The sequence below is a fragment of the Methylobacterium sp. UNC378MF genome (genome assembly GCF_900103195.1).
In the GTDB taxonomy this organism is placed as follows: domain Bacteria; phylum Pseudomonadota; class Alphaproteobacteria; order Rhizobiales; family Beijerinckiaceae; genus Methylobacterium.
This window is the reverse complement of sequence record NZ_FMWU01000004.1, coordinates 239,585-253,797: the sequence shown is the minus strand read 5'-3', so window position 1 is coordinate 253,797 and position 14,213 is coordinate 239,585. Positions and strand designations below refer to the sequence as shown.

Annotated in this window: 10 protein-coding genes; 5 read left to right on the top strand and 5 right to left on the bottom strand. The window is 69.4% G+C overall.

What is annotated here, in order from left to right; genetic code table 11:
* The first annotated feature begins 7 nt into the window (after positions 1-7).
* Genes BLT59_RS06330 through BLT59_RS06320 form a run of 3 tightly spaced genes read left to right on the top strand, consistent with a single transcriptional unit; the run spans position 8 to position 2,279 of the window.
* Entirely contained in the window at positions 8-880 is an 873-nt protein-coding gene (locus tag BLT59_RS06330; protein ID WP_091777586.1) for a glycosyltransferase family 2 protein, read from the top strand.
* Positions 877-1,953, top strand: coding sequence for an acyltransferase family protein (locus tag BLT59_RS06325; RefSeq protein WP_091777584.1), 1,077 nt, complete (start codon positions 877-879; stop codon positions 1,951-1,953). Before BLT59_RS06330 ends, BLT59_RS06325 begins: the two co-directional genes overlap by 4 nt.
* Entirely contained in the window at positions 1,950-2,279 is a 330-nt protein-coding gene (locus tag BLT59_RS06320) for a hypothetical protein (RefSeq protein WP_091777582.1), read from the top strand. The genes BLT59_RS06325 and BLT59_RS06320 overlap by 4 nt, the downstream gene beginning before the upstream one ends.
* Here the strand turns inward: BLT59_RS06320 and BLT59_RS06315 are convergent.
* Both BLT59_RS06315 and BLT59_RS06310 read right to left on the bottom strand, forming a co-directional pair.
* Complete coding sequence (locus BLT59_RS06315) at positions 2,249-2,500, bottom strand: DUF3297 family protein (RefSeq protein ID WP_091777580.1); 252 nt, start codon at positions 2,498-2,500, stop codon at positions 2,249-2,251. The two genes, BLT59_RS06320 and BLT59_RS06315, sit on opposite strands and share 31 nt — an antisense overlap.
* A complete protein-coding gene (locus BLT59_RS06310; protein WP_175543942.1) occupies positions 2,497-3,159 on the bottom strand; it encodes a CatB-related O-acetyltransferase in 663 nt (220 codons plus the stop codon). Before BLT59_RS06310 ends, BLT59_RS06315 begins: the two co-directional genes overlap by 4 nt.
* A gap of 66 nt (positions 3,160-3,225) precedes the next feature.
* On the opposite strand from BLT59_RS06310, the gene BLT59_RS06305 reads away from it, so the two are divergent.
* Positions 3,226-5,553 (top strand): NADP-dependent malic enzyme, encoded by a 2,328-nt coding sequence (locus tag BLT59_RS06305; protein ID WP_091777578.1) that lies wholly within the window; start codon positions 3,226-3,228, stop codon positions 5,551-5,553.
* A gap of 82 nt (positions 5,554-5,635) precedes the next feature.
* A complete protein-coding gene (locus tag BLT59_RS06300; protein ID WP_091777576.1) occupies positions 5,636-7,081 on the top strand; it encodes an acetamidase/formamidase family protein in 1,446 nt (481 codons plus the stop codon).
* Between the two features lie 106 nt (positions 7,082-7,187).
* On the opposite strand, the gene BLT59_RS06295 is transcribed toward BLT59_RS06300, so the two are convergent.
* The 3 genes from BLT59_RS06295 to BLT59_RS06285 form a co-directional block, all read right to left on the bottom strand.
* Entirely contained in the window at positions 7,188-9,701 is a 2,514-nt protein-coding gene (locus BLT59_RS06295; RefSeq protein WP_091777574.1) for a methyl-accepting chemotaxis protein, read from the bottom strand.
* A 472-nt stretch (positions 9,702-10,173) separates the two neighbouring features.
* Entirely contained in the window at positions 10,174-11,727 is a 1,554-nt protein-coding gene (gene ppx, locus BLT59_RS06290) for an exopolyphosphatase (protein WP_091777572.1), read from the bottom strand.
* A gap of 82 nt (positions 11,728-11,809) precedes the next feature.
* The gene (locus BLT59_RS06285; RefSeq protein WP_091777570.1) at positions 11,810-14,173 is read right to left on the bottom strand and encodes an RNA degradosome polyphosphate kinase; all 2,364 of its coding nucleotides are present in this window, start codon (positions 14,171-14,173) and stop codon (positions 11,810-11,812) included.
* Positions 14,174-14,213 lie beyond the last annotated feature (40 nt).

Below are 14,213 nucleotides of genomic sequence, written 5' to 3'. Positions count from 1 at the left end.
CTGCCCGGTGCCGAGCCTCGTTGCGATCGTCGTCGCGCATGACAGCGCCGACGTGCTGCCCGGCTGCCTCGCGGCGCTCGCCGGCCAGCACGTGCCGGCGATCGTGGTCGACAATGCCAGCCGGGACGCCTCCGCGTCGGTCGCGGAGGCGGCCGGCGCGCAGGTGATCCGCAACGCCCGCAACGAGGGTTACGGCCGCGCCAACAATTGCGGCGTTCGGGCGGCCGAAACCGCGGAGCATGTCCTCATCGTCAACCCGGACGTCGTTCTGCGCCCGGGCGCCGCGGACGCCCTGCTGGCGGCGGCCCGATCCTGGCCGGATGCGGGCCTGCTGGCGCCCCGCCTCGTCGAGCCCGACGGACGCTTTTTCTTCCAGGCGCGCTCGCTGCTGGCGCCCTATTTGACCAATCCCGGCGGCAGGCTCGCACTGCCGCAGGGCGATGCCTGCGCGCCGTTCCTCTCCGGGGCCTGCCTGATGATGCCGCGCGCCCTGTTCCTGGACCTCGGCGGCTTCGACGAGAACATCTTCCTGTTCTACGAGGATGACGATCTGTGCCGCCGCGTGGCCGAGCACGGCCGCGCCCTGATCCATGTCCATGGCGCCGAAGCTCTGCACGGTCGCGGCCGCTCGTCGGCGCCCGAGCCCGGCCGGGTATTCCGGTCGCGATGGCATCAGGCATGGTCGCGCGCCTATGTCAGCCGCAAATACGGTCTGCCCGACCCGAGCCTCGCCGCCCTGATGGCCAACGTGCCGAAGGCACTCCTGTCGGCCCTGATCCTGCGCCGGGCGGGTCTGGAGCGCTATGGCGGCTCGGCCGCAGGCGCCCTCGCCTTCCGGCGCGGCGGGACCGCGCTGTCCCGCGAAGGTCTGACCCGATGAGCGCGCCGACGATCGCGGCCGCGCTGGATCGGGGCCGCAACGGCTTCACCGGTCTCCGACTGATTCTGGCCTTGGCGGTGGTCGTGTCCCATGCGTTCAGCGTCGCGACCGGTGCGGCCGGCGACGAACCCCTCGCCCGGCTCACCGGCTACACCCTCGGCGAGCACGCGGTGAACGGCTTCTTCGCGGTGTCGGGTTTCCTGGTCACGATGAGCTGCGACCGCCGGGGGCTTCGCGATTACGCCGTTGCGCGAACCCTGCGGATCCTCCCGGGACTCGTGGCGGCGACACTCGTCGTCTCGTTGGGGCTCGGCGCGGTCCTGACCCGCCTGCCCGTCTCCGCCTATCTGAGCGATCCCGGCCTGTGGTCGTTCATCCGCGGGACGCTGACGACCTTCAAGAGCAACGCCGCCCTCCCCGGCGTCTTCGAATCCAATCCCTACCGGGCCCCCCTCGGCACAATCTGGACGCTGAAATACGAGATTCTGTGCTACCTCGGCGTTCTCGTCGCCGCCCTGTGCGGCCTGCTCCGGCGGCGATGGTCGGCGCCCCTGATCGTGGCCGTTCTGGCGCTCGCCCTGACCATCGCCTGCGGCCTTCGCGGTCCGGATTTGCCCAAGGGCACCGAGACGGCGCTGCGCCTGCCGCTGCTCTTCGCGGCCGGCGCGTGCCTCTATTTGTGGCGCGACCGCCTGCGGATCTCGGCCGCCGCCCTCGCCTGCCTGGCCTTCGGCGCCTTCGTCCTCGCGCGGACGCCAGCCTATCCGGCCCTTCTGTTCCTGGCTGAGTCGTATGGCGCGGTCTGGCTCGCCCTGGGCCCCCTGGCGCGCGGCCTGTTCGACCCGTCGGCCGACCTCTCCTACGGGATCTACCTCTACGGATGGCCGATCCAGCAGAGCCTGCACGACCTGTGGCCGGCCGCCTCCGGGCCGGCGCTCCTGGTGCCGGCCCTCGCCCTCACGCTGCCGGTCGCGGCCCTGTCCTGGTACGGGGTCGAGCGGCCGGCTCTGTCGCTGAAGGCGCGGGCGCTCGGGCGGCGCCGCCTCGGCACGATCGAACCGGCCGGGCCGTGACCGCCGACGGTCCGCTTCCGCCGCTCCGGGCGCTGGCTCTGGCGGCCCGGATGCTGGAGCCGCACGGCTTCGCGATCGTCGCCCGGAACGAGCGCGGCGACAGCCTGTATCTGCGGCGACAAGACTGCCCCTGGCACCTGCGTCTGTCGAACCACGCGCGCACCGCCAAGCAGCGCGCGCGCCGCTCCGATATCCTGGCGAGCCTCGTCATCGGCGGGCCGCGTGCTCCGGAACGGGTCGCGACGCTCGTCCGGGATTCCGTCCGGAACTTCGACGCCGCGCTGGCGCGGGTCGATCAGGCCTCCGCTTCGGGCTCGCGGAAATAGGGCTCCACGGTGCCCTTCAGCTTCACGGTCATCGGGTTGCCGGCCCGGTCGAGGGTCTTGCCGGCCGACAGCCGGACCCAGCCCTCGCTGACGCAATACTCTTCGACGTTCGTCTTCTCGACACCCTTGAAGCGGACACCGACCCCGCGCTCCAGCACCTTCTCGTCGTAGTACGGGCTGTTCGGGTTGGAGGCGAGGCGGTCGGGAGGCGTATCGGTCATCGTCCAGATCTCGGGTCGTCTTCGATTTGGGCCCCGCCGGTACGGGAATCCGCGCTGGCGTGCAACGCCGCCAGCAGATCCGCGATCCGGCCGCTCTGAAGCAGCGGCGCCAGGCGCGTCACCGTCGCGTGGGGCAGGTCCCACCATGCCGCCGCCACGAGGGCCGTCACCGTGGCCTCGTCGAACCGGCGCCGCACCACCCGCGCCGGATTACCCGCCACGATCGCGTAAGGCGGCACGTCGCGCGTCACCACGGCGCGCGCCGCCACCACGGCACCGTGCCCGACCGTGACCCCCGACAGGATCATGCATCCGGAGCCGAGCCAGACATCGTGCCCGATCACCACGTCGCCCCGGGAGGCATGGTAATCCTCGGGCGCCTGCGCGTCCGGGAACAGCCCGCGCATCGCCGCGAACGGGTAGGTCGATGCCCAGTCCAGCCGGTGGTCGCCGCCGAGCAGGATCTCGACCTTGTCGGCGATGGAACAATAGCGGCCGATCGTCAGCCGCCGTCCGCTCTCCGGAAAACGGACTTTTGGACGCCCGTACGAATAAGCGCCTATGGAGAAGCCGTAGGTCCTCGCCAGTTTGGCGAGGTGGATCCGGGTCTCGTTGTGCGGGTTGCGCCCCCTGCGCAGCCGGTGCAACAGACCGGTCATGACGCGAGCCCGCGCGCTGCGCGACCGCGTCGTCCTCGGTGAAAAAGGTGAGCGGGAGCGTGGGCGATGGCCGATAACATGTCCGAGGACCTCAAGGCCGGGGCGCTCGTCTACCACCGCCTGCCCAAGCCCGGGAAGCTGGAGATCCAGGCGACCAAGCCGCTGGGCAACCAGCGCGACCTCGCGTTGGCCTACTCACCCGGCGTCGCCGCTGCCTGCATGGCGATCCACGACGACCCGCAGCAGGCCGCCGAACTCACGATCCGCCAGAACCTCGTGGCGGTGCTCTCCAACGGCACGGCCGTGCTGGGCCTCGGCGATATCGGGCCGCTGGCCTCGAAGCCCGTCATGGAGGGCAAGGCCGTCCTGTTCAAGAAATTCGCCGGCATCGACGTCTTCGACATCGAGGTCGACCAGAAGGACGTGTCCAAGCTCGTGGACGTGGTCTGCGCCCTGGAGCCGACCTTCGGCGGCATCAACCTGGAGGACATCAAGGCCCCCGAGTGCTTCGAGGTCGAGGAGCAGTGCCGGGCCCGGATGAACATCCCGGTCTTCCACGACGACCAGCACGGCACCGCGATCATCGTGGCGGCCGCCGTCCTCAACGGCCTGGAACTCGCCGGCAAGAACCTCGCCGACGTCCGGATCGTGACGTCGGGCGCGGGCGCGGCGGCGCTCGCCTGCCTCAACCTGCTCGTGTCGCTCGGCGCCACCCGCGAGAACATCACGGTCACCGACATCAAGGGCGTGGTCTACAAGGGCCGCCCGGAGCTGATGGACCGCTGGAAGGACGTCTACGCCCAGGAGACCGACAAGCGGACGCTCGCCGAGGTCATTCCGGGCGCCGACGTGTTCATCGGCCTGTCGGCCGGCGGCGTCCTGAAGCCCGAATACCTGAAGGAGATGGCCGAGAAGCCGCTGATCATGGCCCTCGCCAATCCCTATCCGGAGATCATGCCGGATCTGGCCGAGCAGGAGCGGCCGGACGCGATGATCTGCACCGGACGGTCGGACTTCCCGAACCAGGTCAACAACGTCCTGTGCTTCCCCTACATCTTCCGCGGCGCGCTCGATGTCGGCGCCCATAAGATCAACGAGGAGATGAAGAAGGCCGCCGTGAAGGCGATCGCGGGACTGGCCCACGAGACCACCTCGGACGTGGTCGCCCGGGCCTATGGCGGCGAGGCCCGACCGTTCGGGCCGAAATCGCTGATCCCGAGCCCCTTCGACCCGCGGCTGATCCTGCGCATCGCCCCCGCGGTCGCCAAGGCCGCGATGGATTCGGGCGTCGCCGGCCGGCCGCTCGCCGATCTCGACGCCTATGTCGAGAGCCTCGACCGGTTCGTGCACCGGTCCGGCCTGATCATGAAGCCGCTCTTCTCGAAGGCGAAGGCCGAGCCCAAGCGCGTGATCTACGCCGAGGGCGAGGACGAGCGCGTTCTGCGCGCCGTTCAGGCGATCGTCGAGGACAAGGTCGCCTTCCCGATCCTGGTCGGCCGGCCCCGGGTCGTGGAGACCCGGCTGAAGCGCTTCGGCCTGTCCCTCGTGCACGGCCGCGATTTCGAGCTGATCGATCCCGAGGACGATCCCCGCTATCGCGCCTACGTGCAGACCTATCTGGAAGTCGCAGGCCGCCGGGGCATCACGCCCGACGCGGCGCGCACGCTGGTGCGGACCAACAACACGGTGATCGGCGCCATCGCGGTCCGCCGCGGCGAGGCCGACGCGCTGATCTGCGGCCTGGAGGGCCGGTTCGAGACGCGGCTGCGCATCATCCGTGACGTGATCGGGCTTGCGCCCGGCGTGGAGCAATGCGCCGCGATGAGCCTCGTGGTGACGCATAACGGCGCGTACTTCCTGGCCGACACCCATGTCCGCCAGAACCCCACCGCCGAGGAGATCGCCGACGTGGCGCAGGCCTGCGCCAGCCATGTCAGCCGTTTCGGGATGACGCCGAAGATCGCGCTCCTCAGCCACTCGGATTTCGGCCAGTCCGACTCCCCCTCCGCGATGAAGATGCGCGAGGCGCTCGCGCTTCTGCAGCGGCGCGACCCCGAGCTTCAGGTCGACGGCGAGATGCAGGCGGATTCGGCTCTCAGCGAGATGGTCCGCGACCGCGTGCTGCCGGGCTCGCGGCTCAAGGGGGCGGCCAACGTCCTGATCTTCCCGAATCTCGACGCAGCCAACATCGCCTTCCAGTTCGCCAAGGTGCTGGCGGATGCCCTGCCGGTCGGCCCGCTCCTGATCGGCCCGGCCAAGCCCGCCCACATCCTGACGCCGTCGGTCACGGCCCGCGGCATCGTCAACGTCACGGCCGCCGCCGTCGTCGAGGCGCAGGCGGACGAGGCCGCGGCGACCGTCGAGGAGCGCGGCGCCGGCATGATCTCCGAATGAGGCACGGCTGTCGGCGGCCGCGAGCGTGGCCGTCGATTTGCTTCCCAGTCCCGGGGCCACGAAATCACCGGGAGACGACGCGATGTGCGCGGGCGATGATCCAACCTGCCACGCCTTCGAGGAGCACCGCCGCCGGTTTCGGCGGGATCTGGAGCCGGAGCGGCGCGCGTTCCTGAAGAGCAGCTTCGCGGCGACCGGTGCCGCCGCCGCGGCCTTCGCGACCGGCGGCCCGTCGCTGGTGAGCCCGGCCCTCGCCCAGGCGAGCGGCGCCAAGATCGCCGCCACGGCGCATTACCATCTCCCAGCCAATGCCGAGACCGTCCATTGGGGCTTCTTCAGCCGCAGCCTCAAGCCGCAGGTCGAGATCGGCTCGGGCGACTTCGTCACGATCGAGACGCTGACCCACCAGGCGAGCGACGATGCCGAGCGGATGATCCAGGGCGATCCGGGCGCCGAGAGCGTCTATCTCTGGACCAAGGACAGGATGGCTGTCTCGCCCCGCGGCGCCGGCCCTATGGACGCCAAGATCGGCCCCGGCGGCGGCCTCGGCGTGCACATCTGCACCGGACCCGTTGCGATCCGTGGCGCCGAGCCCGGCGACGTCCTGGAGGTGCGGATCCTCGACGTCGCCCCGCGCCCCTGCGCCAATCCCAAATACAAGGGTCTGGCCTTCGGCAGCAACGCGGCGGCCTGGTGGGGCTACCATTACAACGACCTGATCACTGGCGATCAGAAGCGCGAGGTCGTCACGATCTACGAGGTCGACGCCACCGGGGAGCGCGACTGGGCGCGGGCGGTCTACAGCTTCCGCTGGCCGGGCGTGACCGATCCGTTCGGCGTCTCCCATCCGACCATCGACTATCCCGGACTGCCGGTGGATCACACGAAGACGCAGAAGACCTTCGAGGTGCTGAAGGGCATCCGGGTGCCGATCCGACCGCATTTCGGCACGATGGGCGTCGCGCCCGCCGAGGCCGACCGGGTCAACACGATCCCGCCGAGCTACACCGGCGGCAACATCGACAATTGGCGGATCGGCAAGGGCGCGACCTTGTACTACCCGGTGGCTGTGCCGGGCGCCCTGTTCTCGGTCGGCGATCCCCATGCCAGCCAGGGTGATTCCGAATTGTGCGGGACCGCGATCGAGTGCTCGCTCACCGGCACCTTCCAGTTCATCCTGCACAAGAAGGCCGACCTGCCCGGCACGCCGCTGGAAGCCCTCGATTTCCCGATGATCGAGACCCGGGACGACTGGGTGCTGTCCGGCTTCAGCTACCCGAACTACCTGCGCGACCTCGGCCCGGACGCGCAGAGCGCGATCTTCCAGAAATCCTCCATCGACCTCGCCATGCGCGACGCCTTCCGCAAGATGCGCCAGTTCCTGATGCACGCGAAGGGGCTGACCGAGGACGAGGCGATCTCGCTGATGTCGGTGGCGGTCGATTTCGGGATCACGCAGGTCGTGGACGGCAATTGGGGCGTCCACGCCGTGGTCAAGAAGTCGATCTTCTCCGATCGGGTCGCCTGAGATCCGGCAGCGCCACGCCGTTCGGCGTCGCGCTGCCCAAAACCGCCGCGCCGGACGCGAGGACGGAGAGGCCGGCCTCGCCCCGAGCCGTTGCGGGGAAGCCCTCTCACGCGGCCCGCGCGGTCCCCGCCGTGGTCATCAGACCGGCGATGACCCGATAGGTCTCGGACCAGGCGGCCCGAACCTCCGGCGTGAAATCCGCGCCGAGGCCCCGTTCCAGGGTCCAGAGCAGCGCTGCGCCGACCGACTCGTAATGCGCCTCCAGCGCGCCGTAGCCGACATGCCGTTGCCCGAGGTCGCGGACCGTCGAAACCAGGGCTTCGGGCTTGTCCAGATTGGCCACCGACAGGGCCAGCATGGCCATCAGCTTCCGCTTCTGCGCGGTCATATCGTCGGGGAAGAGCGAGCGGACCTGGGGCGCGATCGCGAACAGGCGTCCGTAGAACAGGTCTGCCGCGGCGTCGCCGATCGCCTGCACCGTCGCGAAGCTGCCCTGCACCAGGGCGACCTGCGCGGCCGAGACGGCGTAGGAGACGCGAATGCTCCCCAGGAACCGCCCGACCTCCGCGGACAGGTGCTCGGACTGGTGCGACAGCGCGGAGGCCGCATCGAGGACCTGGCTGGCGGCCAGACCGGTGCTCTCGGCCGCCTGCGCGACGCCGGTGATGTTGCTGGTGACCTCGCCGGTGCCGATCGCCGCCTGCCCGACATTGCGGACGATCTCCTGAGTCGCGGCGCCCTGCTCTTCGACGGCCGCCGCAATCGAGGCCGCCACGCCGTTGATCTCGCCGATGCGCGCCGTGATCGTCGCGATGGCCGCGACGGCCTGTCCGGTGGAGCCCTGCACTGCGGCGATCTGCGCCGAGATCTCGTCGGTGGCCCTGGCGGTCTGCTCGGCCAGCGCCTTCACCTCGCTGGCCACCACCGCGAAGCCGCGGCCGGCGGCGCCGGCGCGGGCCGCCTCGATGGTGGCGTTCAGCGCCAGCAGATTGGTCTGCTCGGCGATCGATGCGATCAGCCCGACGACAGCGCCGATCTTGTTCACGGCGCCGCTCAGCTCCTGGACGCGGGCCGCCGTGCGGTCGGCCTCCGCCGCGGCCTTCTGCGCCAGATCCGCCGAACCGTCGGCCTGTCGCCCGATCTCCTGCACGGATGTGCCGAGCTCCTCGGCGGCCGCCGCCACGGTGTTGACGTTGCCGGAGGCCCGCTCGGCGGCGGCCGCGACCGTCGTCGATTGCCCGGCTGTCCGGGTTGCGGTGGCGGTCATGGTCTGCGCCGTGCGCTGGAGGGCGGAGGCCGAGGCCGCGACCTGGCCGATCATGTCGCCGACCGCCTGCTCGAAGCGCTGGGCCATCTGGCGCAAACTGTCGCGCCGCTGCTCGTCGGCGTCGAGCCGTGCCCGCTCGGCCTCGGCCTCGAGATCGCGGGTGCGGATCAGGTTGTCCCGGAACGCCTCTACGGCCGCCATGATCGGCGCGAACTCGTTGCGGTACGCATCGATGGGAAGCGTGACGGCTGTCTCACCCTTGGTCAGGGCGCGCATCGCCGTTGCGATGATCCGGATCGGCCGCAGGACTCCGCCGAGCAGGGCGAGAAGGCCCAGGGCGACGAACAGCGAGGCGGCCAGAAGTGCGCCCGCATTGCGCCGGAAGACGCTGCCCGCTTCCGCCGCGAGGATCTCGGCGCGCGTGACCATCTCCTCGAGGGCCGAATCCGCGAGGTCGACGATCGTCATTTGGTCGACGGTGTTCCGTCGGCGGATGTCCTGGATCCTGCCGGGGGCCGCCCGCTGCTGGCTCAGGGCATCGAAGATCGCATCCGCCTCTTCGGCAGCCGCGCCCTCGAAATTGCTGCGCTTGGCCCGCTCGAACGCGGCGCGCGTGGTGTCCGAGACGGAGGCCGCGGCCTCGCTGGTGCTCATCCAAGCCGCCTTGGCCCGGGCCCGCTCCTCGGCCGCCGCCACGGTCTCGTAGAGTGACCACGACGTTCCGGCAGCCAGCGCCGCCTGCACGCGCATGGAGGCGTCGCCGATCGCGACGCGGCTCTTCCAGGCCGATCGTTTGAGGACGAGGTAGCGCTGCAGGATCGCGTCGGAACGGGGGATCGCCGAATCCACGGCGTCCGAGGCGGCCGTGAGCGCGTCGAGTGCTTCCTGAAAGGTGGTCAGCACCTTGGGCATCAGCGTCGGATCCCGCTCCGCCTTCGCGACGCGCAGAGCATTGTCGATGCGGGGCCGGAGCGCGTTCAGGGCGTCCTGAGCCGCGTTCAGCCGCGCCACCGTCGCGGTCACGCTGGGCACATCCTGGCACTGCAGCAGATGCTGAACGGTCTTGAAGCCTGCGGCCGCGGCCTCCCGGTTGGTCGCGTAGGCTGTCAGGCTGTCTTGATCGACCGCGTCACCGCCCAGGGCGACGGCTGCTCCCCGCTCAAGGCGCACCGAAAGAATCGTCTTGAGCAACTGACGGCTCGCGCGCGTCAAAGTCACGGCCTCCTCGGCCTCCCGTGCCTTACTCCGCGCGTCGATCAAAGCGTTGCCGGCATATCCCAAAAGCATCAGCGCCATCGAAAATATGGTCGCACACATAAAGGCACGAATTGATAAATAACCAAGCCACTTCATTTCACAATATTCCCATTAATTGGGCTCAATCTGGGAGGGCGATCCCAGCATACAATGAAAAACTCTCCTGACTACGTCACATGAAATCGATCGCTAAGGGCGACTATAATCTTTCAACCTGCATCATAGGGCATTCTTACCGCATATTCGGCAATATATATAAATCAATTACAATATTCACACAAAATCGGAAGTTTTTATCGGCGCATCATTTGGCGTCATTCGGCTGTGAGCCGTCGCCTTTTCACGGGCGGAATCCGAAAGGTTTAGACGCGCGGGCCGGGCCGCCCGAGCAGGTCCTCGGTGCTCATAGGGCGGACGAGACGAGCGCCACCGGACCGCGATAGCGGAACACGACCCGACATCGCGCGCCCTGTCTCACCGCGCCGCGCTGCCGGGCGGCGCCCGATGGGCTTCGGGCGCCAAATCCGTCGCGCACGTGTCGGGTTGCCCGCGCCCCGCGCAGACCGGATCAGGAGGGCCCGCCCGCGATCTCGATCCGGCCGTCGAGTCCGATCACGCGGCCGAGGCCGCGAACCCGGTTCAAGAGGCGGTCTCCGTTCAGGGGCTCCCAGGCGCGCGGCAGACGCAGCACGACCCGGCCTTCCTCGACGGCGAGCGGTGCCCGCCCAAGGGCGCCGTCCATGCCGGCCGAGATCGGGAAGGCGATGCGGAGCAGCGCGCCCAGCAGGCGGGCCCGTTCGAACAGGCGCGGACCGGCGACGCCCCGGAGCATCGCGTTCGCCTTCTCGGGCGCAAGGCCGGAATGCCGCAGGGACACAGCCAGGGCGAGATAGGCGCGGCCCGGATGATCGACGCCGACGAAGGCCGCGTTCTGGATCACCGCGATGCTCTGTTCGTCGCGGTAATCGGGATGCGCCCGCCATCCGACATCCGAGAGCAGGCAGCCTGCGTGGCGCAGACGGCGCTCGTCGGCGGTCTCGTGACCCTCCAGGGTCGCGACGAATTGGTCCGTCCAGGCGATCAGCTCTTCCCCGTGGCGGGGTGAGCGGGCGCGCAGATTGTTGAATTCCGACGCCGAGGCCAGAAGCGGATCGAGCAGCCGGGTGTCGCGGTCGAGCTGCTCGAACAGCAGGCCCTCGCGCACCCCGGAGGCCGAGATCGCCACTTCCCGCGGGCGACCGACCCGGATGATCTCCTCCAGCACGACGGCTCCGTAGGCCAGCAGCGGGCGCCGCGCCTCCGAGATCGCGTCGACATCCTGCAGCAGCGCCACGTCGGTCTGCTCGACCACTTGGAGGAAGCTCAGCTCGTCGGTCGGCTCCACCGCGTAGCCGTGCATCACGTGGACGGGGTAGCCGCGGGCGGCCTGGTGGAGGCGCGCGATCGCCCGCCACGTGCCGCCGACAGCGTAGAACGTCCGGCCGCGCAGGGTCTCGAGCTGCGGCGCAGCCTTGCGCATGTACTCGCGGACGATCTTGGCGGCCTTCTTGACCGAGCCGCCGGAGAGGTCCTGAAGGGCGAGGCCGCCCAACGGCATGGTCACCCCTTGTCCGACCACCGTCCCCCGAACGTCCACGAGTTCGAGGGAGCCGCCGCCCATGTCGCCCACGACCCCGTTCGGCGCGTGAAACCCGGAGACCACGCCGAGGGCCGACAGTTCCGCCTCGCGCCGCCCGGACAGCAGCTGGATCTCCTGGCCGCAGGCCGCTTCCGCCGCACGCAGGAAATCGGGACCGTTCTCGGCGTCCCGCGCCGCCGCGGTGGCGAGCACGAAGACCTGTCTGACGCGCATCGTCTCGCACAGGACCCGGAACCGTCCCAGGGCCGTGAGCGCCCGGGCCACCGCCTCCTCGTTCAAGCGGCCCGTCGTCAGAACGTTGCGGCCCAGGCCGCAGAGCACCTTCTCGTTGTAGAGCGGCGTCGGCGCCCGGGTCAGGCCGTCATAGGCGACCAGCCGCACCGAGTTGGAGCCGATATCGATGATCGCCACCGGCTGCTGGGCGGCGCTGTCGATCGCCTCCGCATCATGCGCGAGGGTGAGGTTGGCACGAGGGCTGCCCAAACGTCCGAGTCCTTCATCAGCCCGCCGCGCCTGTCGACGCGCCGTGCGGGAGGTTTAACCCAGCGTCGCTGCGCGGCGAAACTCAGCTGCGCTGCGCGCGGCGGCTCAGTGCCCGCGGGCTCGACTTCTTCGATGCCTTGCCGCGTCCCGAGAGGCTGGGGTTGGTCATGAAGTACTTGTGGGCATTGAACGGCTCCTCGCCGTCGGCGGGCTGGATCCGTTCGCAGCCACCCGAGGCGAGCAACCGCCAGCTCTGACGGTTGTCGAGCAGGTTGGCCAGCATGATCTGGTCGAGCACCTGTTGATGCACCGTCGGATTGGTGATCGGCAGCAGCGCTTCGACGCGGCGGTCGAGGTTCCGGCTCATCAGGTCGGCGGACGAGATGTAGACCGTGGCCTTGGGATGCGGCAGCCCGACCCCGTTGCCGAACGCATAGATGCGCCCGTGTTCCAGGAAGCGGCCGACGATCGACTTGACCCGGATCGTCTCCGAGAGGCCGGGAATGCCCGGCCGCAGGCAGCAGATGCCGCGCACCACGCAGTCGATCTGAACACCGGCAGCCGAGGCGTCGTAGAGCGCGTCGATGATCTGGCTGTCGACCAGCGAGTTGCACTTGATCCAGATGGCCGCCGGGCGCCCCGCCTTCGCGTGGGCGACCTCCGCCTCGATATGCTCCAGAAGCCGGTTCTTCAGGGTCAGCGGCGAGACCGCCATCCGCTCCAGCTCCGCCGGTTCGGCATAGCCGGTGATGAAGTTGAAGATGCGCGACACGTCCCGCGCGATCGCGGGATCCGCCGTGAAGAACGACAGGTCCGTGTACACCCGTGCGGTGATCGGATGGTAATTGCCGGTGCCGACATGGCAGTAGGTCACGAGCTTGTCGCCCTCGCGCCGGACCACCAGCGACAGCTTGGCGTGGGTCTTCAGCTCGACGAAGCCGAACACCACCTGCGCGCCGGCCTTCTCGAGGTTGCGCGCCCAGCGAATATTCGCTTCCTCGTCGAAGCGCGCCTTCAGCTCCACCAGGGCCGTGACCGACTTGCCGAGCTCCGCAGCCTCGGCGAGGGCCGCGACGATCGGCGAGTTCGAGGATGTCCGGTAGAGCGTCTGCTTGATCGCCACCACGTTCGGGTCGCGGGCGGCCTGCGCGAGGAACTGCACCACCGAATCGAAGGATTCGTAGGGGTGGTGGACGATGAAGTCCTTCTGCCGGATCGCCGCGAAGACATCGCCGCCGCTCTCGCGGATGCGCTCCGGGAAGCGGGGATTGTAGGGCTTGAACTTCAGGTCCGGCCGGTCGATCCCGACGATCTGGGACAGCTCGTTCAAGGCGAGCATGCCCTCGACGAGAAAGATCGCGTCCGCGGCGATCTCCAACTCGTCGGCGACGAAGCTGCGCAGATCCTCGGACATGCCCGCCTCGACCTCGAGGCGGATCACGACGCCGCGGCGCCGCTGCTTCAACGCCGTCTCGAAATGCAGGACGAGGTCTTCCGCCTCCTCCTCGATCTCCAGGTCGGAGTCGCGGACGACGCGGAACGCGCCGCTGCCCTTCACGAGATAGCCCGGGAAGAGCCGCCCGGTGAACATCCCGATCACCTGCTCGATGGTGATGAGGCGTGCCGCGGTGTCGCTGTCGCTGACCGGCAGGCGCACGTATCGGTCGATGACGCCGGGCAGGCGGATCAGGGCGCGCAGCAGCCGCCCGTCCTTCGGACGCACCAGCATCAGCGCGATGGTGGTGCCGAGATTCGGGATGAAGGGGAACGGGTGGGCCGGATCGATCGCCAGCGGCGTCAGCACCGGAAAGACGTGGTTGAGGAAATACTCCTCCAGCCACGCCGTCTGCTCGGCCGTGAGGGCTGCAGGCTCGACGATGTCGACGTCGGCGGCGTGCAGCTCCGCGCGCAGCTCCCGCCAGCGGGCCTGCTGGTCGGCGGCGAGGCGCGAGACCTCTGCGCCGATCCGGACGAGCTGCTCGGAGGGCGACAGGCCGTCCTGCGACGGGACCGTGATCCCGGCCCGCACCTGATCGATCAGGCCGGCGACGCGGACCATGAAGAACTCGTCGAGATTGTTCGCCGAGATCGACAGGAAGCGGAGGCGTTCCAGCAGCGGATGGTTCGGGTTCGATGCCTCCTCCAGGACGCGCCGGTTGAATTGGAGCCAGGACAGCTCGCGGTTCACGAAGCGCTCCGGTGAGTGGCGCAGGGACCGTCCCGCTTCCAGCACCGGCTCACGGGCCGCGCCGACGACCGGCTCCGCCGGAGGCGAGGCCGCGGCCGCAGCCGGCCACTCGTCATTGGCGTCCGCGGCGGCGGGATCGGCCAGCTGACGCCTGGGCGCGGGCGCGCGCCGCACCGCCGGATTGGCCGCCGCGCGCCGACGGGGCTCGGCGGTCTCTTCGGCGGCGTCGCGGTCCACGGGCTTCTGCGTCGATTCCATCCCCGATCCCTGTCTCTACGCGGCGCTCCTCGCGGCGGCG